General features: G+C 64.3%; 19 protein-coding genes. 4 read left to right on the top strand and 15 right to left on the bottom strand.

The window, feature by feature from the left end:
- Positions 1-16: 16 nt before the first annotated feature.
- The gene (locus AC54AG_RS05785; protein WP_496629691.1) at positions 17-1,600 is read right to left on the bottom strand and encodes an ABC-F family ATP-binding cassette domain-containing protein; all 1,584 of its coding nucleotides are present in this window, start codon (positions 1,598-1,600) and stop codon (positions 17-19) included.
- 152 nt (positions 1,601-1,752) lie between these two features.
- Positions 1,753-2,865, bottom strand: coding sequence for an NADH:flavin oxidoreductase/NADH oxidase (locus AC54AG_RS05790; protein WP_496629692.1), 1,113 nt, complete (start codon positions 2,863-2,865; stop codon positions 1,753-1,755).
- A gap of 161 nt (positions 2,866-3,026) precedes the next feature.
- Between AC54AG_RS05790 and AC54AG_RS05795 the strand changes: the two genes are divergently transcribed.
- On the top strand, positions 3,027-3,590 hold the full coding sequence (locus AC54AG_RS05795; protein WP_496629693.1) for a glycine zipper 2TM domain-containing protein: 564 nt from the start codon (positions 3,027-3,029) through the stop codon (positions 3,588-3,590).
- Here AC54AG_RS05795 and AC54AG_RS05800 read toward each other — a convergent pair.
- The 10 genes from AC54AG_RS05800 to AC54AG_RS05845 form a co-directional block, all read right to left on the bottom strand.
- A complete protein-coding gene (locus AC54AG_RS05800; RefSeq protein WP_034745557.1) occupies positions 3,587-4,096 on the bottom strand; it encodes a DUF1993 domain-containing protein in 510 nt (169 codons plus the stop codon). The genes AC54AG_RS05795 and AC54AG_RS05800 overlap by 4 nt on opposite strands.
- Positions 4,097-4,195: 99 nt before the next feature.
- Positions 4,196-5,164: a DUF2167 domain-containing protein gene (locus AC54AG_RS05805; RefSeq protein ID WP_496629694.1), complete on the bottom strand. Its 969-nt coding sequence runs from the start codon at positions 5,162-5,164 to the stop codon at positions 4,196-4,198.
- Positions 5,165-5,311: 147 nt separating this feature from the next.
- Positions 5,312-6,325, bottom strand: a complete 1,014-nt coding sequence (locus AC54AG_RS05810) for a succinylglutamate desuccinylase (protein WP_496629695.1) — start codon at positions 6,323-6,325, stop codon at positions 5,312-5,314.
- Positions 6,325-11,052, bottom strand: coding sequence for an NAD-glutamate dehydrogenase domain-containing protein (locus AC54AG_RS05815; RefSeq protein ID WP_496629696.1), 4,728 nt, complete (start codon positions 11,050-11,052; stop codon positions 6,325-6,327). Before AC54AG_RS05815 ends, AC54AG_RS05810 begins: the two co-directional genes overlap by 1 nt.
- A gap of 151 nt (positions 11,053-11,203) precedes the next feature.
- Positions 11,204-12,544, bottom strand: a complete 1,341-nt coding sequence (gene astB, locus AC54AG_RS05820) for an N-succinylarginine dihydrolase (RefSeq protein ID WP_331777315.1) — start codon at positions 12,542-12,544, stop codon at positions 11,204-11,206.
- An 11-nt stretch (positions 12,545-12,555) separates the two neighbouring features.
- Positions 12,556-14,046, bottom strand: a complete 1,491-nt coding sequence (gene astD, locus AC54AG_RS05825) for a succinylglutamate-semialdehyde dehydrogenase (protein ID WP_331777316.1) — start codon at positions 14,044-14,046, stop codon at positions 12,556-12,558.
- On the bottom strand, positions 14,039-15,091 hold the full coding sequence (gene astA / locus AC54AG_RS05830) for an arginine N-succinyltransferase (protein ID WP_331777317.1): 1,053 nt from the start codon (positions 15,089-15,091) through the stop codon (positions 14,039-14,041). The genes astD and astA overlap by 8 nt, the downstream gene beginning before the upstream one ends.
- Positions 15,092-15,104: 13 nt before the next feature.
- The gene (locus tag AC54AG_RS05835; RefSeq protein WP_331777318.1) at positions 15,105-16,136 is read right to left on the bottom strand and encodes an arginine N-succinyltransferase; all 1,032 of its coding nucleotides are present in this window, start codon (positions 16,134-16,136) and stop codon (positions 15,105-15,107) included.
- 94 nt (positions 16,137-16,230) lie between these two features.
- Positions 16,231-17,472 carry an acetylornithine/succinylornithine family transaminase gene (gene astC, locus AC54AG_RS05840; protein WP_034745535.1) on the bottom strand — a complete coding sequence of 414 codons (1,242 nt, stop codon included), beginning with the start codon at positions 17,470-17,472 and terminating at the stop codon, positions 16,231-16,233.
- A 140-nt stretch (positions 17,473-17,612) separates the two neighbouring features.
- Positions 17,613-18,557 carry a GlxA family transcriptional regulator gene (locus AC54AG_RS05845; RefSeq protein WP_070302836.1) on the bottom strand — a complete coding sequence of 315 codons (945 nt, stop codon included), beginning with the start codon at positions 18,555-18,557 and terminating at the stop codon, positions 17,613-17,615.
- A gap of 131 nt (positions 18,558-18,688) precedes the next feature.
- Here AC54AG_RS05845 and AC54AG_RS05850 point away from each other — a divergent pair, with 131 nt between their 5' ends.
- The 3 genes from AC54AG_RS05850 to AC54AG_RS05860 all read left to right on the top strand — a co-directional run bounded on the left by AC54AG_RS05850 (position 18,689) and on the right by AC54AG_RS05860 (position 20,447).
- Entirely contained in the window at positions 18,689-19,117 is a 429-nt protein-coding gene (locus AC54AG_RS05850) for a MarR family winged helix-turn-helix transcriptional regulator (RefSeq protein WP_034745529.1), read from the top strand.
- Positions 19,118-19,162: 45 nt separating this feature from the next.
- Complete coding sequence (locus AC54AG_RS05855) at positions 19,163-19,447, top strand: hypothetical protein (protein ID WP_034745526.1); 285 nt, start codon at positions 19,163-19,165, stop codon at positions 19,445-19,447.
- A gap of 151 nt (positions 19,448-19,598) precedes the next feature.
- Positions 19,599-20,447: an HDOD domain-containing protein gene (locus AC54AG_RS05860; protein WP_034745523.1), complete on the top strand. Its 849-nt coding sequence runs from the start codon at positions 19,599-19,601 to the stop codon at positions 20,445-20,447.
- A 179-nt stretch (positions 20,448-20,626) separates the two neighbouring features.
- Here AC54AG_RS05860 and AC54AG_RS05865 read toward each other — a convergent pair whose 3' ends face one another.
- The 3 genes from AC54AG_RS05865 to AC54AG_RS05875 form a co-directional block, all read right to left on the bottom strand.
- Positions 20,627-21,253 (bottom strand): glutathione S-transferase family protein, encoded by a 627-nt coding sequence (locus tag AC54AG_RS05865; protein WP_072457327.1) that lies wholly within the window; start codon positions 21,251-21,253, stop codon positions 20,627-20,629.
- A gap of 74 nt (positions 21,254-21,327) precedes the next feature.
- Positions 21,328-22,029 (bottom strand): helix-turn-helix transcriptional regulator, encoded by a 702-nt coding sequence (locus AC54AG_RS05870; RefSeq protein ID WP_198521338.1) that lies wholly within the window; start codon positions 22,027-22,029, stop codon positions 21,328-21,330.
- Complete coding sequence (locus tag AC54AG_RS05875; RefSeq protein ID WP_331777319.1) at positions 22,026-22,775, bottom strand: hypothetical protein; 750 nt, start codon at positions 22,773-22,775, stop codon at positions 22,026-22,028. Before AC54AG_RS05875 ends, AC54AG_RS05870 begins: the two co-directional genes overlap by 4 nt.
- Positions 22,776-22,806 lie beyond the last annotated feature (31 nt).

The following is a 22,806-nucleotide window of genomic DNA, read 5'->3' on the forward strand; positions in this document are numbered from 1 at the left end:
TTTTTTCATTAAATTGTCACTTGTGCAATGTCAAGCCCTCGGGGTCAAGGTTTATCGCATCCAGAAATGCCTGGTCGTGCGAAACCACAAGTAACGCGCCCCGATATTGCAGCAGCATCTGCTCCAGCGCCTGCAGGCTGGCCAGGTCCAGATGATTGTCGGGTTCGTCTAACAGCAACAGTTGCGGCGGCGCCTGCGCATACAACTCGGCCGCCAGCGCCACCTTCATGCGCTCGCCACCGCTGAGTAAGTGGGTGGGCATGGTGGCGCGCGCGCCGGCAATGCCCAGCAGCGCCAGCCGCGTGCGCAAGTCCCCTTCCGCCATCGTGCTATTGCGTTCCTGCAAGCGCTGCACGGCGCTCCATTCGCCGTCTTGCAGTCCGGCATGCTGGTCCAGCCAGGCCACCCGCGCATGGCACAGCACCTCGCCGCTGGCGGGCGCCAGCTGTCCGGCGATCACGCGCAGCAGGGTCGACTTGCCGCTGCCATTATTGCCCGTCACGGCCAGGCGGCGCGGGCCGCTGATGACCAGGCTCACAGGCTGCGCCTGGCCATAGGGCAAGACCACGTCGCGCAGTTCCAGGATCAGCTTGCCGTTCGGCACGGCGCTGTCGGGCGCCAGCAACAGCCGTTCAGCCTCGGGCGCGCAGCGGGCGCTGGCGTCCATCACCCGTTGCTGGCGCGCCTGCTGCGCCTCTTGCGCGCGCAGGCGCAACTTGCCTTGGCTATCCTGGCTTTTCTCTTTGCGTGCGTCGAGCAGCAGCTTACTTTGGTTGCCTTCGCGCCCCTCGCGCTCACCACGCACCACCCGTTTCTGCTGGCGTTCGGCTTGCTGCTGCGCGTCGCGCTGTTCGCGTCTGGCGCCCGCCTTTTCCGCCTGCAGGGCGGCAGCAAAACCGGCCTGTTCCAGCGCGCGCTGCTGTGCATACATCGCGTAATTGCCTCCATAGCTGCGCAAGCCCTGGCTAGACAGCTCGACGATTGCATCGACGTGCTCGAGCAAGCTGCGGTCATGGCTGACCAGCAGCAAGCCACCCGGCCAGCGCGCCATCTGCGCCACCAGGCGGGCGCGCTGCTGTACATCGAGATGGTTGCTCGGCTCATCGAGCACCAGCCAGTCCGCCTGCGACAGCCAGGCGCCCTGCAGAGCGATGCGCTGGCGCTCGCCGCCGCTCAGGCTGGCCGTTGGCGTAGCGGCATCGACATGGCGCAAATCGAGCGCATCGAGCGCCTGGCGCAAACGGGTGTGGGCATCCCAGCGCTCTCCCACGAGCGCATAGTCGGCTTCATCGACGCTGCCTTCGGCAATGCGCGCCAGCGCGGCCAGCAAGTCGTCCATGCCGGCGAGCGCCGCCACGGTGCGATAGCGCTCAGGATCGAGCTCCTGCGCCACGTAATGCACGCGGCCGTCGCAGCGCACGGCGCCGGAAGACGGCTGCGCCTGGCCCGCCAGCAGGCGCGCCAGCACACTCTTGCCCACGCCGTTATCGCCGACGAGGCCGATACGTTGCGGGGCAAAGCTAAATTGCAAATCGGAAAACAGGGTGCGGCCATCGGGCAGCACAAAGGACAGACGGTCGAGTTGTAGTAATGCGGGCATGGATACTCCTTGAGCAAGGCTGGCGAACCCGCGCGGCGCTATGCGCTGTGGCGGGATGGGCGAGGCCGTGCACAGCACGGCAGTATCAATGGCGCATGTCGAAGCGTCCTGGAGAAATGGGAAAGAAGCGTCAGTGTAGCAGAGCCGTTCCCTTAGCGCTGCCCCAAGGTCGTGTCGCCGAACAGGTTCTTGAATTCACGCGGCTGCGAACGCCAGTACTGCGGCGGCGCCTGCACTTGCGCACCCAGCTGGGCCGCCGCATGCCAGGGCCAGCGCGGGTCGAACAGGATGGCGCGCGCCAGCGCCACCATGTCGGACTGGCCGTTGGCGATGATGTCTTCCGCCTGCTGCGCCTCCGTGATCAGGCCCACGCTAATCGTGGGCAAACCGCTGTCGCGCTTGATGCGTTCGGCAAACGCCACCTGGTAGCCGGGTCCCACGGGAATTTGCTGCTGCGGCGAAACGCCGCCGCTGGAGACGTGGATGAAGTCGGCGCCCAGCTGCTTGAGTTCCTGCGCGAAACGCACGCTTTGCTCGATTTCCCAGCCGCCTGCGACCCAGTCCGTGGCGGAAATGCGCACACCCACAGCCATGTCGGCCGGCACGGCGGCGCGCACGGCTTCAACAACTTCCAGCGGAAAACGCATGCGGTTTTCCAGGCTGCCGCCATACGCATCCGTACGCTGGTTGGACAGGGGAGACAAAAACTGGTGCAGCAGATAACCGTGCGCCGCGTGCAGTTCGATGCCTTCGATGCCGAGCGCATGCACGCGCTGAGCGGCCGCGACAAAGGCGCCCTTCACTTGCAGCAAGCCCATCTCGTCCAGGGCGATCGGCACGGTTTCGCCCGGTGCATGGGCGATGGCGGACGGCGCCACCGTTTGCCAGCCGCCCTCGGCCAGGTGCACGCAGGAACCACCCTGCCATGGCGCGCGGCTCGACGCCTTGCGTCCCGCATGGCCCAGTTGCACCACCAGGGGAATCGGAGCGTGGCGGCGGATGGCCTGCACCACGTTGGACAGCGCAGTCTGGTTCGCGTCCGACCACAGGCCCAGGTCTTCGGCCGAGATGCGTCCCTCGGGCGAGACGGCCGTCGCTTCCGTCATCAGCAAGCCCGCGCCGGACAGGGCCAGATGGCCCAGGTGGATCATGTGCCAGTCGGTGGCGTTGCCGTTGTCGGCCGAGTACTGGCACATGGGCGCGATGGCGATGCGGTTGGCCACGTGCAGCGGCCCCAGGGCATACGGCGTGAATAGCTGGCTCATGGCGGACTCCGGAAAAAGGGGAAGCACCGATTCTACTGTGCTTTGAAAAGCGCGGCTTACACCTGCTTACGTTTGATACAGCGCAAGGGCTAGCCTTGCGCGGGCGGGGCCGCTAATCTGGACACATCAATAACACCCGCAGTACCACCCCAGGAGAACACATGAACACGACGACTACCGCCAGCCGCATCCACCCTTTGATGGCCGGCGCCGCCATTTCCGTGACGGTCCTGTGCCTGGTCGGCGCGGCGTCCATCGCCGGCATCCTGCCCAATTCGCGGGCGAATGTGCCGGCCGTGCCGGCCGACGTGGCCGCCATGACGCCAGCCAGCGCCGCCGCCCTAGCTGCTCCCGTGACTGCACCGGTGGCCGCGCCTGTCGTCGCGCAAGCCGCTCCTGCGCCAGCCCCGGCGCCCGTCGTGCACAAGCGCGTCGTGCACCACACGCAAGTGGCGCAAGCGCGCCCTGCCTACAATGACAACAACGATGGCTACCGCGACACGGCCTACCGCGAACCCGTGCGCCAGCCGCAGCCAGTGCCTGCGCCGGCACCGGCACAACCGAACTACGTGGGCATCGGCACGGGCGCCGTCATCGGCGGCTTGATCGGCAATCAGGTCGGTGGCGGCCGCGGCAAGGCGCTGGCGACGGTGGCCGGCGTGATCGGCGGCGGCATGCTGGGCAATGCGGTGCAAAATCAAGTCGAGCAGCAACCGCAACGTTAATCGTACGGGCCCAGATAGTCGAGCTTGCCCACGGCCACGCCATTGTTTCTCAGGATGGCGTGGACCATGGAAACGTGGAAATAGAAGTTCGGCAAGGCAAAGCTGAGCAGGTAATCATCGCCCGAGAATTTTGTCCCCTCGTCGGTCCAGTTCAGCACGACTTCCTTCTGCGCGCTGCCCGCCATCTGGCCCGCATTCACGCTGTCGATGTAGGCGATGGTGCTGGCGATACGTTCCTGTAGCTGCTCGAAGGACGCTTCGTTATCTTCAAATTTCGGCGCCGGCACGCCGCTCAGGCGCTCGACCGACATCTTCGACGTATCGCTGGCGCGCTGCACCTGCGCCGTCAAATCCAGCATGTCGGGCGCCAGCTGCGCGCCCAGCAAAATCTCGGGCACGATGCCATCTTCCTCCACGTGGGCTTGCGCTTTTTCCAGCAGGGACGAGACGACCCGCAAGCCGCGGATGAAGACGGGAATGGTTGCCTGATACATGGACACGGACATGGCGGACTCCTGATAGTGAACGATGAGCCAGTGTACCCGAGGCGCTGTTTTCGGACAGCGCGCCCGTGTGCGCCAGCGCACCGAGCGGCCCAGTTGCTTTTACTTGTCGAGGTTGACCTTGCCGTCCGGTAAATGCGCTGGCTGTTCAACGGACTCCTGCGCCTGTATCGGCGCCGGCTTGTCCTTGCGCTTGCCAGTGAAAAACTTGACGATGGCCGCGCCGCCGCCCACGACGACCAGGAGCAGCACTTTCTTGAAGGCCAGCAGCAGCGCCAGCAATTTGCCAAACAGGCCCAGCTTGCTGGCCACGCCGCCGGCCACCAGCGCCGCCAGGCCGTACTCGGCCACCTTGTCCGTCTTGCTGTCGAAATCCGTGTAGCGGTTACCGTCGGTAAATTCCGTGAACGCCGTCAGTTGCTGCATCTCTTTCTTGATCGTCGCGATCTGCTGCATGCTGGCGATCGCATTCAGGTTCAGCACGCCTTCACGGCCCAGCACGCGCACGTTGTAGTTCAGCGAGTGCTCGCCGCCATCGACCATCAAATCCTTGGCCCAGTACAGCTTGTGCGTATCCTTGGCATAGCTGGGTTTTTCCGCCCAGCCCATCAGATGGATGCCGGGATAGCCCTGCTTCTTGCGCTCCGCATTATTTTCCAGCACGGACGCCTGCATATCCTTGAGCAATTCGTCGTATTGGATGCTGTCCGCATCGTCATCCTTGATATGCCCTTCCTTTTCATACGTCACCACCACGCCCCAGCTGTCACGCTCGAGCACGCTGGTCTTGGCGGGCACGATCATGCCCAGCGATTCCATGCCCGGTGGATTGCCCCAGGCCTCGACCAGCACGCGCTCGGCGTCCGCCGGCGACAAATAACGGAAGCTGGCGGGCAAATCCAGGGTGGCGATACCGCCTGGCAAGGTGATCTTGCCGCGCTGCAGGTGCAACTGGGCAAGGAATTGCTCGGCCGTCATTTCCGTTGCGGCAGCCTTCTCTTCGGCAGGGGCGGCAGCCGTCAGGCCGGTGAGGGTCAGGCACAGCAGGGCTGTCAGCAGGCGTTTCAACATGATCGGTCCAAAAAATTGCAAAGGGTAAATATTTTAAATCAACTGGTTGCTTAATGGATAATTATTTCTGTGCGGCATTTGCCCATGAAAAAAGCGCCAGACGGGTTTCCCCGGCTGGCGCCTGCTGCTCTGTACATGGCTTGAAGATCAGGACACGCGCACCACCATCAGTCCCGCGCGCAAGCCCACGCGCACGTCCGGGTTCGGGAACACCACCAGCTCTTCCGCATGCCGCACCGTGTACACATGGTCGCCATCGCTGGCGATCACGGCGTGCTGCGGCAACGACGTGAAATTCTGCGTGCTGCGGTCAAAAGCCATGCGGAATTCATCGCTGTGCTTGATGATTTCCTGCGCCACCTTGAACACGTGCGGTTGCGCCTTGACGGGCTGCGCAGGCAAGCCGCGCAGCAAGCCGTCGAGCGCCCGCGACACGTCGTCGAACAGGGACAAATCGTTCTGCCCCAGGGTGCCCACACGGCCCAGTTCCACCGTGCTGGCGGCCGCGCCGAAATGCTCGGCCGAATAATAACTGTACGTGCCGGCCGACTGCGGGTTCATGATGATGGCGCCGATGGCCGCCTGGCCCAGCCAATCGATCAGCTGCGCCTTGGCGTCGTCGGCCACCAGGTCCGGCACGATGGCAAACGTGGGGTACACGGACGGCCGGATGGCCGTGTGTAAATCCAGATGCCAGCGCACGGGACCGGCCGCTGCAAAGAACGCTGTTGTCGCGGCGATCATTTCATCGGCACGCGCGCTTTCCGCCGCTTGCGCCAGGCTGCCCCGCACGGGGCGGAACATGCGATTGAGGTCGGCGTCGATGAAACGCTTGCCGGCCCGGATCGCATCGACATTGCCCACGCAAACGAGCAAATCGACGGCCAGCTTCGATGCATCGCGCGACAAGGCGTCGAGCAGATGCGCCAGCACTTCGATCGGTCCCGTCTCGTCGCCATGCACGCCCACCGAGACGGCCACGCTGGCGCGGCCGGCTCCCGGCTTGACGACCTGCAGCATGCCGGGCGCCGGCAAGGCCACCGTGAAACCGGCGTCCGAAAACAACCGGGCCACGCCGCTGAAATCGGCCTGCGCCAGCGCCTGCACGGCTGGCGGCAAGTCGCCAGCATCCTGCACTACCTGTGTTACTTTTTGCGTCATTACACCGCCGCTTCCGCTGGGGTTTTCGACGTGATTTTATTCACGGCTTCCGACAAGGTCCACACGTCCAGCATGGCTTGCTCCAGTTCCGTCGCCGCCACATAGGCCGACAGACCCAGCGCGCCCGTCACGGCATCGACGGCCTGGCCCGCATTGCCTTGCTCGGCACGGGCCAGCACCTGCGTCAGCAGACGCTGTTGCGTGCGGCGCAGCGCTTGCTGCGCGTAGTTGCGCAACTGTTCCTGCGACTTGCCTTGCGCGGCCAGCTTCAGGCCACGTTCCAAGGTGTCGATGCCTGCCTGGCTGCGCAGGGCCAGGCCCAGTTGCAGGAAGGAAGCCAGGTCCATCGAGGCAGGACGCGGCACGGACAGGGCCGGGAACAGGAAGCCGGCGACGACTTCCAGCGCGTCGACCGCATCCCACGCCTGCACGAAGGCCGGACTCAGACCCGGCACCAGCGCCGCTTCCGACTTGATGCCAACGGCTTTGAGCAGCTCACGCTTCGATTCCGCGCCAAACAAACGAGTCAGTTCGGCCAGGCCGGCGCCGCGCAATTGCTCGGCCGGCACCGACAAGACACCGGCGATCATCGTTTGCTGCAGCACGCGCGTTTGCGCATCGACCTTGATCGACACGTCGCGTGGAATCGTCAAGGCATCCGCATCGAGCGCGTCGAACACGGGCGCCAGGTTCAGCGCCACCCATGCCTGGCCCCAGGCCAGGATCACGGCCGATTCGTCCACGCCGTGTTCCGCCGCCAGGTTGCGGATCATCAGCGGGCCGCAGCGGTTGATCACTTCATTGGCCAGCACGGTTGCCAGGATGGCGTTGGCCAGCGGGTGGTCGAGCGCCGAACGGGTTTCCACCAGCAACGATGGGAAGTACGGTTTGAGCACCGGCTCGGCCCACGTTTCGCCGGTCAACGGCAAGGCGGACAGGATGCGCTTGAAGCGGTTCTTCACGTTGGCGATCACCACCGCCAGTTCCGGCGTGGTCAGGCCACGACCGTCGGCTTTGCGGCGTGCCAGTTCGGCCACCGACGGCAGCTGCTCGAGATCGCGCGACAGCGCGCCCTCTTCTTCCAAGCTGGCGATCAGGGCGGCATAGCCATCCTGCACGGCGCTCTCGCTTTGCGCCTGCAACTCGCGCACCAGCAAATGCGTCTGCTGCGTGTTGTCGCGCAAGACCAGGCGCTCGACGTCGTCCGTCATCGCATACAGCTCGCGGTTGCGTTCTTCTTCCGTCAGCTTGCCCGCGTTCACTTCCACGTCCAGCCAGATTTTCACGTTCACTTCATGGTCCGAGCAATCCACGCCGGCCGAATTGTCGATCGCATCGGTGAAGATGCGGCCACCGGCCAGCGCGAACTCGATACGGCCCGCCTGCGTCGCACCGAGGTTGCCGCCTTCGGCCACGACTTTCACGCGCAGCTCATTGCCGCTGACGCGGATGTGGTCATTCGCGCGGTCTTTCACTTGCGCGTGGCTCTCCGTCGACGCCTTGATGTAGGTGCCGATGCCGCCGTTGTAGAACAGGTCCACGGGCGACTTCAGGATGCGGTGCATCAGTTCTTCCGGCGGCAGCGAGGTCTCGGCGATATCGAGCGCGGCGCGGATCTGCGGCGACAGTTCGATCGTGCGGGCGGTGCGCGGATACACGCCGCCGCCTGCGGAGATCAGCTCCTTGTTGTAGTCGTCCCACGAGGAGCGCGGCAAGGCGAACAGGCGCGCGCGTTCCTCGAACGAGACGGCGACGTCCGGTGTCGGGTCGAGGAAGATGTGGCGGTGGTCGAACGCGGCCACCAGTTTCAGCTGGCGCGACAGCAATACGCCGTTGCCGAACACGTCGCCCGACATGTCGCCCACGCCGACCATAGTGATTGGGGTGGTGTTCAGGTCGTGATCCATTTCATAGAAGTGGCGCTTCACGGCTTCGAACGCGCCCTTGGCGGTGATGCCCAGTTTCTTGTGGTCGTAGCCGTTCGAGCCGCCCGAGGCAAACGCGTCGCCGAGCCAGAAACCGCGCTGCACGGCGATGCCGTTGGCGATGTCCGAGAACGTGGCCGTGCCCTTGTCGGCAGCGACCACCAGATACGGATCGGCTTCATCGAAGCACACGGTATCGACTGGCGGGACGATATTGCCCAGCGAACGGTTGTCCGTTACTTCCAGCAGGCTGGAAATGAACAGGCGGTAGACGGCTTCGCCTTCGGCCGCGATGGTTTCACGCACGGCGTCCTTCGGCATCATCTTGCAGACAAAACCGCCCTTCGCGCCGGCCGGCACGATGACGGCGTTCTTGACCATCTGCGCTTTCACCAGGCCCAGGACTTCCGTGCGGTAGTCTTCCATGCGGTCGGACCAGCGCAAGCCGCCGCGGGCGACAGGGCCGCCGCGCAGGTGCACGCCTTCGAAGCGGCGCGAGAAGACGAAAATCTCGCGGTAAGGACGCGGTTCCGGCACCAGCGCCAGGCTGCTGGTGTCGAACTTGAAGATGATCTTGTCGCCTTGTTGATTGTTCTGGAAGTAGCTGGTGCGCAGGGTGGCGGCCATCAGGTCGGCCAGCGCGCCGAGGATTTCCTCGGTATCGGCATGGTTCACGGAGGGCAGGCCGGCCTTGATGGCGGCGATGCTTTCCAGGGCTTGCGCATGCTGCGCGTCGGACAGCGAAGGATCGAAGCGCTGCAGGAACGCTTCCACCAGGGCTTTGACCTGGGCCGGCTGCTTGCGCAGGCTTTCGGCGATGTAGCGCACCGAGAAGCGGCTGCCCGTCTGGCGCCAGTAGCTGGTATAGGCGCGCACCAGTTGCACTTCGCGCGTCGACAAGCCGCCTTCGATGACGAGGCCATTCAAACGGCCATCTTCGGCCGTGTCGTTGAACAGGGCGGCAAACAATTCCTGCGCCACGGCGACGACGGATGGCTGCGCCAGTTTCGCCGCGCTGGCGGCATCGACTGTCAGGCTGGTGACGAAATAGCGCGTGCCGTCGGCCAGCGAAACGGAATACGCCTGTTCGCGGTCGATGGCCACGCCCGCGTTGTGCAGTGCCGGCAGGATGGTCGACAGCGGCGGCACCTTGTTGGCTGAGTACAAACGGATGGTGGTGACGGCGCCCGTCTCGATGCGCACGGCCACGTGCGACGGATCCGTATTGCGCAGGATGGTGTCGAGGTCGCGGAAGGCGACGGCCGGCGCGGTGGCGGCCACGTAATCGAGCGGCAGGGTGGCGCACAGTTTGCGCAGGCTGGTGCGCAGGGCCACGTCGGGCACGGCGTCGGCCACGGCGGCAAAGCCGTTATGCCAGCCATCGAGCACACTCAGCAGCGGCTGTTCGATATCCGTTTCCAGGTCCAGCGGGTAGCGCGCGGCATGGGCGATCAGGTAGACGCGCGCCAGGGGGCCGTCGGCCACCAGGGTTTGCATGCTCACGTGCGTGGCGCCGGAACTGGCTTGCAGGGCTTTTGCCAGGCTCGAAGCGACGCTGGCGCTGTAGCGCTCGCGCGGCAGGTAGACCAGCACGTTCAGGTGGCGCGCATACACGTCGCGGCGCGCGAAGACCTTGGTGCGCGGCTGCTTGTACAGCGAAACGACGGAACCGCACACTTGCGCCAGCCAGTCGAGATCCGCTTCCAGCGCTTCCGTGCGCGGCAAGGACTCAAGGATTTCGCGGAATTTCTCGGCACGGAAGCCTTGCTGGCGCACGCCGGCCAGGCTCAAAACCTTGGCCACGCGGCCACGCGCAAACGGCAGCGCCGCCAGCGGGGTGGAATTGCCTGCACGGGTGAACAGGCCGACGAAGCAATGCTCGCCCAGGATCGCGCCTTGCGCATCCATGTCGCGCACGCCGATGAAGTCCAGCTGCTGGTCGCGGTGCAAAGTGCCCGCCACGTCGGCCTTGACGATGGACAGCGCCGAATCGCGCTTGGCCAGGGTGTCGAAGTCGCCCGGGATGTTCGCCAGGCAGGTGCCGTAGACGGAGTGCGCCGTATCCTGCAGCACGCCGACGCGGCTCGGAATGTCGCGTTCGAGTTCGCGCACGCCCGGCTTGACGCGGTAGTAGGCGTAACCAAATACTTCAAAGCCGCCGCTGCGGGCCCACTCCAGGAAGGCCGCCACTTCCGCGCCTTCTTCGCCATGCTGCGATGCAGCCGTGGCGACGGCGGCCAGGCGCTCGCTCATGGCGGCGCTATCGCGGCGCACGACGGCCGCGTCACGCGCGACCGTCTCCAGGGCGGCGACCAGCGCGGCCTGGGCTTGCGGCGCCAGCTCTTCGTCGAGCAGCACCAGCACATACGATTCGAGCGGGTCGCCCGGCTGGCGCACCGCTTCGACGCTGCCGTCGGCGGCGCGGCGCACGGGCAGCACGGTGTTCATCACGCCACGCACGGCCAGGTGCTGGCGGCGCATGGCCATGACGATGGAGTCGACCAGGTAAGGCATGTCTTCGTTCAGGATCAGCAAGGCGCTCGCCATGCCGCCACGTCCATCCGCATAACGCAGGGTGGCGATCTGGCAGCCGTTGCCGGTGCGCTTGGCCGCTTGCGTGAAGCCGTCGACCAGCACGGGCGCCAGGCTGTCGGGCGCGATATCGGCCAGGTCTTCGGCGTCGAGCGAGTCGAGCCATGCCTGCACCAGCTGCACGACAGGCGCTGCCGCCTTGCCTGCATTGCCAGCCGCGTTAATCAACTCCAGCGTTTGTGTACGCAAATCTTGTGGCGTGTGATTCATCTTGCATCTCCATTACGGTAATGTGAATGTCCAACGCTGTCGTTCGGGCTTGTGGCTGGGCGGCAGCGGTGTCAAGAGACGGGGGTCGCCCGTCCAATTCTGTCTGTGCTACGGATAGTTGTCTCGGATGTTCTGTGTGTTTTTCTATCGCCTACAAGTCGTACAATCCAGGTAAGTTGAGGATGATCGTCAATTCTTCAAGCGCCGCATGCACTTCCAGCGCCAGCTGCGGATCGGCCAGGTCGCCCGGCTCCAGATGGTCGCGGTAGTGTTTTTCCACCCACTGCACCAGCCGATGGTACAGCGTTTCCGTCATGATCACGCCCTGGTGCATGGCGCGCGCCTCGGTTTCCGTCAGCGCCACGCGCAAACGCAGGCAGGCGGGCCCGCCGCCGTTGCGCATGCTCTGGCGCAGGTCGAAATGAATCAGTTCATCGATGGGTCCACCGCTGGCCACCAGGCCTTCCAGGTAGCGCGACACGGCGCGGTTTTCCTGGCATTCCTGCGGTATCACCAGCGCCATCTTGCCGCCCTCTTTCGTCAGCAACTGGCTGTTGAACAGATAGCTGGTCACCGCATCCTGGATCGGCACCTGGCCCGTGTCCACGCGCAGCGCGTCCAGTTGCGCACCCGTGGCGGCGACGGCGCGGCGCAACTGCGACAAGCTTGCTTCTTCATCGGCAAACGCCTGCTCGTGATAGAACAGCACATTGCCATTGCCGACGGCGATGACGTCGTTATGGAACACGCCCTGGTCGATCACGTCCGGATTCTGCTGCACGTACACGGTGCGCTTCGCGTCCAGGCCATGCAATCGCGCCACGGCTTGCGACGCTTCCAGGGTCTGGCGCGCCGGGTAGCGCTTCGGCGATGGCGCGGACGGGTCGAACTCCACGCGACCATACACGAACAATTCCACCGATGGCGCGCCGTGGCTGGCGCCAAGGCGCGTGTGGTTGGCCGCGCCCTCGTCGCCGAAGGCCGGTGTCGACGGCAGCGCACCGTGCACGGCGAAGTGCTTGTCGTCGCTGAAAATGGCGCGCAGGCTGCGCGCCGACTGCGCGTGCTCGAAGGCGCGGTGCAGCTTGTTATTCAGGTTGGCGGCCGTGAAATGCACGCGGCCATCTTGCGTGTCCGCCGACGGGCTGACCGTGGCGGCATTCGCCGTCCACATGGGCGAGGCGGAATACGCGCAGGCCAGAATCACCGGGGATTCCTTGTAGGCGCGCGCCAGCACCTCGGCGTCCGTGCCCGTGAAACCGATGGAGCGCAGCAGGCGGAAATTCGGCCGGTCCTGCGGTGGCAGCAATGCTTGCGCAAAGCCGCGCGCGGCCAGGGCGCGCATCTTCGCCAGGCCCTGCAAGGCGGCCTGCTTCGGATTCGAAGTGCTTTTCACATTGCTGAACGAGGCCACATTACCGAACGAGAGTCCCGCATAGTTATGCGATGGCCCGACCAGGCCGTCAAAATTGTATTCACGCGTGCTGTGCATGGGGAGTTTCCTTAAAAATTCAGGCCGGGCGACAGCTTGGCCGGCATTTCCAGCGCGCTGTTCTCGATCGAGGCGACCGGGTAGGCGCAATAGTCAGCCGCGTAATACGCGCTCGGACGGTGGTTGCCCGACTTGCCGATGCCGCCAAACGGCGCCGTGCTGGCCGCGCCCGTGGTCGGACGGTTCCAGTTGACGATGCCGGCGCGCGCGCGCGTCTGGAACGTTTGCCACAGGGCGGGATCGTCGGACAACAGCGCTGCTGCCAGGCCGAATTCCGTGGCGTTGGCCACCTTCAGGGCCGCATTGAAATCGGCCACGCGGACCACTTGCAGCAGTGGGCCGAACCACTCTTCGTCGGGAATGCCGGCAGCACTAGTCACGTCGACGATGCCGGCCGTCACAAAGCCCGCCTCGGGATTCAACTGGCGCATCTGCAGCAAGGTGGTACCGCCCTTGGCGACCATGTCCGCCTGCGCCTGCACCAGGCGTTTTGCCACGGCACTCGACACGACTGGGCCCATGAACGGCTGCGGCTGGGCGTCGGACGCGCCGATACCCAGTTTCGCGGCCACTTCCACCAGGCGCGCCACAAAAGCGGCACCAGCGGCGTTATCCTGCACCACCAGGCGGCGCGCGCAGGTGCAGCGCTGGCCGGCCGACACAAAGGCGGAGAAGATCGCGTGGTGCACGGCCGCGTCGACGTTCTTGACGTCCCACACGACGAGGGCGTTGTTGCCGCCCATTTCCAGCGCCAGCATCTTGCCCGGCTGGCCGCCGAACTGGCGATGCAGGCTGATGCCCGTCTGGCACGAACCCGTAAACAGCACGCCGTCGAGATGCGGATTGGCACCCAGGGCCACGCCCGTGTCGCGTCCGCCGTTGACGAGGTTGACGACGCCATCCGGCAAGCCGGCCTGTTGCCACAGCTGCACGGTTTTGATGGCCGTGCGCGGCGCATATTCGCTGGGCTTGAAGACGATGGTGTTACCGGCGATCAGGGCCGGCACGATGTGGCCGTTCGGCAGATGGCCGGGGAAATTGTACGGACCGAACACGCCGAACACGCCATGCGGACGGTGGCGCAGCACGGCGTCGCCATCGGCGATCTTGCTTTGCGTGATACCCGTGCGCGCGTTGTACGACTGCACCGAGATATCGATCTTGTTGGCCATGGTGGCCACTTCCGTGCGCGACTCCCACAGCGGCTTGCCCACTTCTTCCGAGATCAGCAGCGCCAGCGCTTCCGCATGTTCCTTCAGCAGTTCGCGAAAGCGCACGCAGATGGCGATGCGCTCTTCGACGGGCGTATCGGCCCATGCTTCAAAGGCGGCGCGCGCGGCCTGGCAAGCCTGCTCGACTTCGTTCTCCGTCGCTTCCAGGCTGGCCCAGGTCTGCTTGCCGTTCGACGGATCGATGGTGACCAGTTCACGGCCCGTGCCTGGCAGCCAGGCGCCGTTGATGAAGTTCGATGCTGCGCTAGATGGATTCAATACGTTAGACATGGGGATGCTTCCTCGGGTTGAGTGACAAGGTGCGCACGGTGTCGCCGTGATGGCAGCGCAGCAGATGCAGTTCATCGTCATCGAGCGCGATCTTGCCGCTGTGCGGATTGGCGCTGGTGACGATCATGCGAAAATCTTTCAGGTCGGTGTTCGACACCAGGTAAGGCTCGGCCTGGGACGCGTCGCCGCACACTTCCGGCGCAGCGTCGGCGTCGAGCACGGCCGGCATGCTGTCGCGCATGGCGCGCAGTTCGGAGACGCGCGCCTGCAGCACGGGACCGGCGTCGAAAATGTCGACATAGCCTTCGAAGTGCAAGCCTTCCTGTTCCAGCAGGCGGCGCGCGGGCGCCGTGCTCAGATGCACCTTGCCGATGACTTCCTGCGCCTCGTCGGGCAGGTAGGCCACGTACATGGGCTGGCGCGGCATCAGTTCGGCGATGAACGATTTTTTACCCAGGCTCGTCAAATCGTCGACGTGGTGGAAATCCATCTTGAAGAAATGGCGGCCCAGGCCTTCATAGAACGGCGAGCTGCCGTCCGGCGCCTGGTAGCCGCGCATTTCCGCGATCAGCTTTTCCGTGAACAGCTGCGGGAACTGGGCGATGAACAGGAAACGGCTTTTCGACAGCAGCTTGCCGTTGTTGCCGCTGCGGTAATCGGGGTGCAGAAACAGCGAGCACAGTTCCGTGCTGCCCGTCAGGTCGTTCGACAGGTACAAGGTTTCCATGCGCGTAAACACGTCGAGCTCGCGGCTGGAATGGACCAGGGTGCCGATACGGTAGTTATAGAACGGTTCTTCCAGGCCCACGGCGCCCTTGATGGCGCACACGCCAGCCAGGCGGCCCGTATCGGTATCCTCCATGACGAACATGTAGTCGCGCTTTTCGGGCGGGATGGTTTCGGCGAACGAAGCGCAGGCGATGGCCAGGCGGTCGCCCAGCATTTTCATGTCCGGCTTGAGGGTGGTCATGCCGGTGCCGACCTGGCTGGCCAGGCCATACAGGGCATCGAGGTCATTGGCGTTGATGGCGCGTACTACTAGCATAAAATTGACTCCCTTAGATACGCACGCAAATGACGCTGTCGCCTTCGGCCACGGCCAGCGCCTCGAGCAGGTCGGCCGGCAAACCGATGGTGTCCTGCGCTTCGAGCGCATCGCAGGCAAAGGTCACGGCGCGGAAATTGCGCTCGGCGCCGGAAGCGACCGCATAATTGACTTTCAGGCCCGTGCGGCTGGGCGTGACGCCGGCGACGACGCGGCGCGTGAGCGAGCCCGTAAACGAGCGCAGCGCATGCTTGTGCGCCTGCAGGATCGGACCGCCATCGAAGATGTCGATGTAATCGTCGGCTTCAAAGCCTTCTTCCGTCAGCAGATTGAACGCCAGTTCGCCGCTCGGGTGGATCTGGCCCATGGCCGCCTGCGCGTCGCCGGGCAGCAGCGGCACGTACACGGGGTAATGCGGCATCAGTTCGACGATCAGGGTGCGGTTGCGCGCACCGCCGATGACTTTTTCGGCATCGAGGAAATCCATCTGGAAGAACTTGCGGCCCAGCGCATCCCAGAACGGCGACTGGCCATTGGCGTCCGTGATGCCGGCCAGCGGCACGAAGAAGCGGTCGCCGAAACGGTGCGGCGCCAGCACGGCGAACAGCAGCCGCGCGCGCGACAGCAGGGCCGCTTCCAGGCCCGCCTGCTCCATGTTGCGCACATAGAAGCCGGACAGCTGCGAGTACGCCGTCAGCTCCGAGCACAGGGTCAGCGCATGCACGCTGTGGCTGATGTTCAGGTCGCGCGAGACTTGCTGGATGACGTCGTTGCGGAAGGAAAAATAGGTGCCGTTCGAGCCGGCCGAGGCGAAGATGGCGGCCGTACCAAAGATGCTCTTGTCGAGCAGTGATTCAAGCACGAAGAGATACGACTCTTCGCTGGGGATGTCGACATGGGCGGCAAACGAGGCGATGGAGCGCTCGACGGAGGCGGCGATTTTTTCGCGCGTCTTCGGCAGGGTATGGACACCCGGCATGGTGACTGCGGCCAGCGCTTCGAGGGCTGCAATATCCGCAATTTCTACCGGACGGACAACATACATGGGTACTCCTTCAATGCTGACGATGCTGGGGTAGAACCAAGCCGGCCCGCAGCAAAGCGGCGGGCCGGTGATCAAACAGGGAGCGGGGCTAGCTTCAGGCTTTCAGCATGCCGTCGATGGCGGCGCGCAGCAGACGACCCGCTTCGGCGATCTGCTCGTCCGAGACGATCAGGGCCGGCGCCAGGCGCACCACGTCCATGCCGGCGATCAGCACCATCAAGCCTTGCGCTTCGGCCGCTTTCTGGATGTCTTTCGCGCGGCCTTTGTAGGCATCGGTGACGACCAGGCCCAGCAGCAAACCGCTGCCGCGCACGATGGAGAACACTTGCGGGTAATCGGTGATCAAGCCTTGCAGCATGGCGATGGTGTTGACGCTCGCTTCTTTCACGCGCGCCAGGAATGCCGGCGTGTTGATCGTGTCCAGCACGGTCAAGGCCACGGTGGCGGCCAGCGGGTTGCCGCCGTAGGTGGTGCCGTGGGTACCGACGGCCAAGGTCTGCGCCAGTTCATTCGTGGTCAGCATGGCGCCGATCGGATAGCCGTTGCCCAGGGCCTTGGCGGCAGTCAGGATGTCCGGCGTGACGCCGTAGCCCATGTAGGCGAACAAGGCGCCGGTGCGGCCCATGCCGCTCTGGACTTCGTCGAAAATCAGCAGGGCGCCCGTCTTGTCGCACAAGGCGCGCAGCTCCTTGAGGAACTCCGGATTGCCCGGCACCACGCCGCCTTCGCCTTGTACCGGCTCGACGATCACGGCGCACACGTCATCGCCGATGGCGGCGCGCGCCGCTTCGATGTCGTTGTAGGCGATGTGGTCGATCGATGGCGGCAGCGGCTCGAAGCCTTCCGTGTACTTGGCCTGACCGCCGACGGACACCGTAAACAGGGTGCGGCCGTGGAAGGAGCTGAAGCACGAGATGATGCGCGACTTGTGCGCGCCGAACTTAGTGTGCGCGTATTTGCGCGCCAGCTTCAGGGCCGCTTCGTTGGCTTCCGCACCCGAGTTGCAGAAGAAGGCGCGGTCGGCGAAGGTCGCTTCCGTCAACGCCAGCGCCAGGCGCAGGACAGGCTCGTTGGTGTAGCCGTTGCCCAAATGCCACAAATTATTGATTTGCTTGGTCAGCACGTCGACCAGCGCAGGATGGCAGTGACCGAGGCTGTTGACGGCGATGCCGGAGGTGAAATCGAGGTAATGCTTGCCTGACTGGTCCCACAGATCCAGTCCGGAACCGCGCACGGGCACCATGGCTGCAGGGGCGTAGGTAGGAACGAGGACCTGGTCAAAGGTTTCCCGGGTGACTGGACGAGCCGTTACGGTCGAATCAAGCTTGGCATTCATAGCATTTCCCCATCAATATGTTAGGTACTCCGCAGCTACGACAGCTACGTGTGTACTGCATTATAAAAAGCGGGATGCTAAAACTCTTTTGAATCTGCGACAAGGATTTTCACAATTCATCACAGCCGGGCTTGCTTTAATCACGCAGGCGGCATCAGCTTTCTTTGCCGCTCTTCCCGGGGCGTATTGCCAAACAGGGTGCCAAAGGCCGTGGAAAAGTGCGAGCCCGAGGAAAAGCCGCACATCAGGCCAACTTGCACAATGGAATAATGTGTATCGAGCAACAGTTGCCGTGAGCGCCGCAGGCGCAGCTCCAGGTAGTAGCGCGATGGCAGGCTGCCCAGGTATTGCTTGAACAGCCGCTCGAGTTGGCGCCGCGACAGGCCCACCAGGCTGGCGATATCGTCGGTCGACAGCGGTTCCTCGATATTGGCTTCCATCAAGGTCACCGCTTCGGACAATTTCGGCTGCAGCACGCCGAAACGCGCCTGCAGGGCCACCCTCTGGCGCTCTTCCTTGCCGCGCACCTTGTCCACGCACAGCGCTTCCTTGACGAGCGCCTGCACGTCGGCGCCAAAAATGGTCTCGATCAGGGTCAGCGAAAAATCGATGCTGGCCGCGCCGCCGCAGCAGGTGATGTGCGGGCCGTCGATGTCGAACAGGTGCGGCGTCAGGATGGCCCGTTCGGCCTTCGCTTCCGCATCGGCATACAGGGCCCACGGCAAGGCGATGCGCACGCCATCCATGACGCCCGCGCCAGCCAGCCACAGCACGGCCGCGCCCACGCCGCCCCAGAACGGCGCCGAACGGCAGCGTTCGATCACGGCCCGGCACAGCTCGGCGCGCAGCGGCGCCTCCGTCTCATCGGCCACCAGCAGCGCGATATGCCAGTTGCCGCCCTGCGCGGCCACCTGTTCCGGCGTGCGCACGTCCAGTTGCAGGGCGTCCGGCCCCAGCGCCCGCGCGCACAGGCGCAGCGGCTGTACCAAGCCGGCCCAGGTAATCGACTCTGCGTCGCCGGCATGGACCAGCAGCAAACGCAGCGGTTTGTCGAGGCCGATACGGGAAAGATTAGCGAAGGACATCGGCGAGGCGGACCAAGGGCAAGGGCTGAGTTGCCCACATGATACCGGACTTCCGCCCCGTCGCGCCCCTCATGCAAGGGCGCATCCCGGCGCGGCGGAAAAAAGCGGAGCGGAAGGATATAATCACCCCCATGGGTGAACGATATTTAAAAAGTATCCGGCTGCTGGCCGAATGCATGCAAGGCTTCGAGCGGTTTTCTGGCGACTTCGTGCGCCAGTACGGCTTGACGCATGCGCAATTCGACATCATTGCCACGCTCGGCAACACCCGCGGCATGTCCTACAAGGAACTGGGCCAGAAAACCCTGATTACCAAGGGTACTTTGACGGGCGTGGTGGACCGGCTGGAACAGAAGGGGCTGGTGATACGCGAACGTTGTCCACGCGACAAGCGTTCCTATTACGTGCGCCTGAGCTGCGAGGGCGAACAGGTGTTCCATGACGTGTTCCCCAAGCTGACAACGCAGGGCCAGCGCCTGTTCGACGGCTATACCGAAGACGATTTCATACGTCTGGAAAGCACCCTGGCGGGACTGAAACAGGCCATCGCCAACGGCTGACCATACACCAGGCACCGACATTCAAACAAGACAAAGGAAACCAAGTTGAAAACCTCACTGCTCGAAGGCAAAAAGCCTGCTCATTTCGATAAACACATCATCGGCAACCTGCTGCTCAACGCCAGCACGCCGGAACTGGTGCGCCAGGAAAAACTGATCATCGGCGTGCGCAACGAAGACGGCGAAATCTATCGCCTGATCGGCGCCACCAAGCACAACAGCTTCATGAACGCCGTCGAGGAATTGTTCGACCTGGGCTTGACCGATGAGCTGGAAGACAGCGATGAGCTCGTTGAAGGCTGCGACGCGATATTTAGCGAAGCAGACTGATAACGCTCGCGTTATCAAAAGAGGCATGCCGCCGATACCGGGGCATGCCTTTTTCCGTTTACGGGGCTTTGCTTGCCTTTTGCTAAGCTGTTTGCGAAAAGATCATGGTTAAAAAGTTCCGTACGGAAATATTGCGAGTATAATTTTTTCAATGAACAGACTCGACGCCTTTAAAAGCATCGCCGCACAAGCCGCTCGTGGCGAGCTGACCTTTCCTGCCAATGTGGACGCTTCGCTCAAGCTGCAAGAGGCGCTGGCCGATCCCGACTGCCATATCGAGGCCGCCGCCAAACTGGTGCAGGCTGACCCGCTGCTGGCCGCGCGCACGGTGGCCATCGCCAATTCCGTGGCGTTCAACCGTTCCGGCAATGAAATCACCAGCGTCCGCAACGCCGTGCAGCGGCTAGGCGTGCGTACCCTGCAGTCGGTGGTGGCATCGCTGATCGTGCGCCAGCTGGGCAGCACCATTACCGATCCCGTGCTGCAAGCGAAGGCCAACCAGCTGTGGGAGCATACGGCCCACGTGGCGGCCCTGTCGCAGGTATTGGCCCGCCGCGTCACCAAGGTGGACCCCGATACGGCCCTGTTTGCCGGCATCATGCATGAAGTGGGCGGCTTTTATCTGCTGTCGCGCGCGGCCGAATTCCCCGGCATCCTCGACGGCGAACCGGAAGACTGGGTCGAACATGGCGAACAGGCCATCGGCCACGGTGTCCTGGCCAAACTGAAGGTACCGGAAGCGGTCAGGGGCGCCATCGATGCGCTGTGGGAAGGCTTGCGCGCCATCCCCCCCGAATCGCTGGGCGACACCCTGCTTCTGGCAAATGACCTGGCGCCCGTCTCGTCACCGCTCAATGAAAGCCCGGCCGCCATCGCCGTGCGGGCCGCCCGCGCCGCGCGCAGCATCGATTGCCTGATCGGCGACGATGCGACCTTGTCGAGCATCATGGAAGAATCGGATGATGAAGTGCAATCGCTGCTGAAGGTACTCGTGCACTAGGCTGCCTGCCGTACCGGATGCGAGCACTCACTATCAGTGCCAGGCTTCCATAGCGGCAAACAAAAAAAACCCGCTCGAAAGCGGGTAAAGTCCAAAGCTAGGGATGTCCTGAAAGAGACAGCCCTATCTTATGCGCTGTGCCGCGCCAGCTCCGTGCGCTGGCTCACTTAGCGCACACATTATCCCGGCAACAGTTCCACGTCCGTTTCCTGCCAGGCGCGCAGCTGGCGCACGCGGGCAAACCACGCCTGGATGTGCTGGTATTGCGCCAGCGGCAAGCGCACGGCCTCGCTGTACATCAGCGGCGCGGCGACGGCGAACTCGGCCAGGGTCAAGGCATCGCCGCAGAGCCACTCACGCTGCGCCAGATGCGCATCCAGCACCACGGCACAGGCATGCAGTTCGTGCTCGCCGCGCGCCTCTTCCAGCGGGTCCGCTGGACCATTGCCCGTCATGCCTTTCCAGGCGCGTTCCCAGGCCAGCACGCTGATGGCGGGCGCAAAGTGCTGCGCGGCCCAGAACAGCCAGCGGTTGACGTCGGCGCGCGCTTGCGGCGCCTGCGGGTAAATCGTCTGGCCCGGCACCTGCTCGGCCAGGTATTGCATGATGGCGCACGATTCCCACAGCAGGAAATCGCCATCGGCCAGCACGGGCACTTTGCCGTTCGGGTTCAGTTCGGCCAGGCGGCGGCGATCGTCCGCATTCATCAGGTCGACTTCGGCCAGCTCCAGAGGCAGGCCGAGGTGGATCGCCGTCATCAGGGCACGGCGGGCATTCGAAGACATGGGGTGGTGGTACAGGCGCATGATGGATAGCTCCGGTGAGTGAGGAAGCCACCATCGTAGTCGCCGTCACTGACAGTTTTTGTCAGGAGCGAATGTCAGGATTCCGGGTCGATATCGTGCGCCTTGCGCCAGGCATCGAGCAGTACATGGCGCCGCGTGGGATAGCGCTCCGCATGCTGCCGCACGTCGGCGATGCGGTCGATGCGGAAATGCCGGTAATCGCCGCGCAACTCGCACCAGGCGGCCAGCAGGCGCTTGCCTTCGAAAAAAGCCAGGGCGAAAGGCCACACCGTGCGCGAAGTGGCGCTGCCATGCTCATCCTGATAGGCGAGCGTGAGCTTCTGTTCGTAGCGGATCGCCTCGCGCACGGGCTGCACGTAACGGTCGGCCGGCTGCGTGCCATCGGCGGGACGCCCCAGCGGCACCCACAAGCTGGTCTCGGCCATGCTGTCGCGCAGGTCGCGCGGCGAAGCGGCCGCGATCTTGGCCAGGGCATTGCTGGCCGCCTGCGCCAGGCCCGCATCGCCCTGCCGGCGCACCCAGCGCGCGCCCAGCACCAGCGCTTCCAGTTCATCGGGACCGAACATCAGCGGCGGCAGGAATGCGCCGCGGCGCAGCACATAGCCGATACCGGCCTCGCCCTGCAGGGGCGCGCCCAGTTCGGCCAGGGTCTGGATATCGCGGTAAATCGTGCGTTCGGAAACACCGAGCTGCTGCGCCAGCTGGGCCGCCGTGACGGGCACGCGCCTGGCGCGCATGGCGTCCATCAGCAGGAATAAACGGCCGCTGCGGCTCATGGACAGGCCTGCAAGGCCTGGTCGCCCATGACGAGGGCCGACAGGGCCGGCACGTACAGATAGCCGTCGGGCGCCAGGCGCGCCGCGCGCGTCCCCTCTTGCACGCCGGCCATGCCATAGCAGCGCTGCAGGCGGGCGGCAGCCGGCCACCAGTAGACGGCCGCCTCCTGGTCGGGAAAGCGCTGGCGCACGCTATCGGCCTGCGCCGCCACTTGCCGGAAGTCGCGGTAAAAGGCGGGGGCGATGCCCAGCTCCGCGGCAAACGCCGATTCCTGCGCCGCCGTCTCCGCCAAGCGGGCCGCCAGCGCCACCGTTTCGCTGTCCAGGTCCTCGGCCGCCACGCCAGCTTCAACCAGGGTGCGCCGCATCTGCGCCTGGTCGACCTGCGCGCGCAGGAAAGCCGATTCCTGCAGCGCCAGCACGGCGCCGTCGGGTATGCTTTTATGCCGCGCGGCCGGGAACACATACAGGGCGCAGCTACCGGCGCACACGGTGTCGATGGCGAGACGCCATTGCCGCTGGCGCAGATAGCGGCCCAGCTGCATCGCCGCCTGCGGGTCGCCAGCATCGCTATTGACGCGCAACAGCGCGGTGCCCGGCGTAGCCAGCAGCCGCAGCTTGTCCACGTCGCCCTCGGCAATCGGGCCGCGCATGGCGATGCTGGCGGCATCGGCACGGCTGAAATCGGCGGCGTCGGCCAGCGCCGTCACGCCTGCCATCAGGCCTACCCATAAAAAACGCTTCATCGTCATCCGTTACAAAAAAAAACGACCACCG

It is taken from the genome of Janthinobacterium sp. BCJ23, from assembly GCF_059617945.1.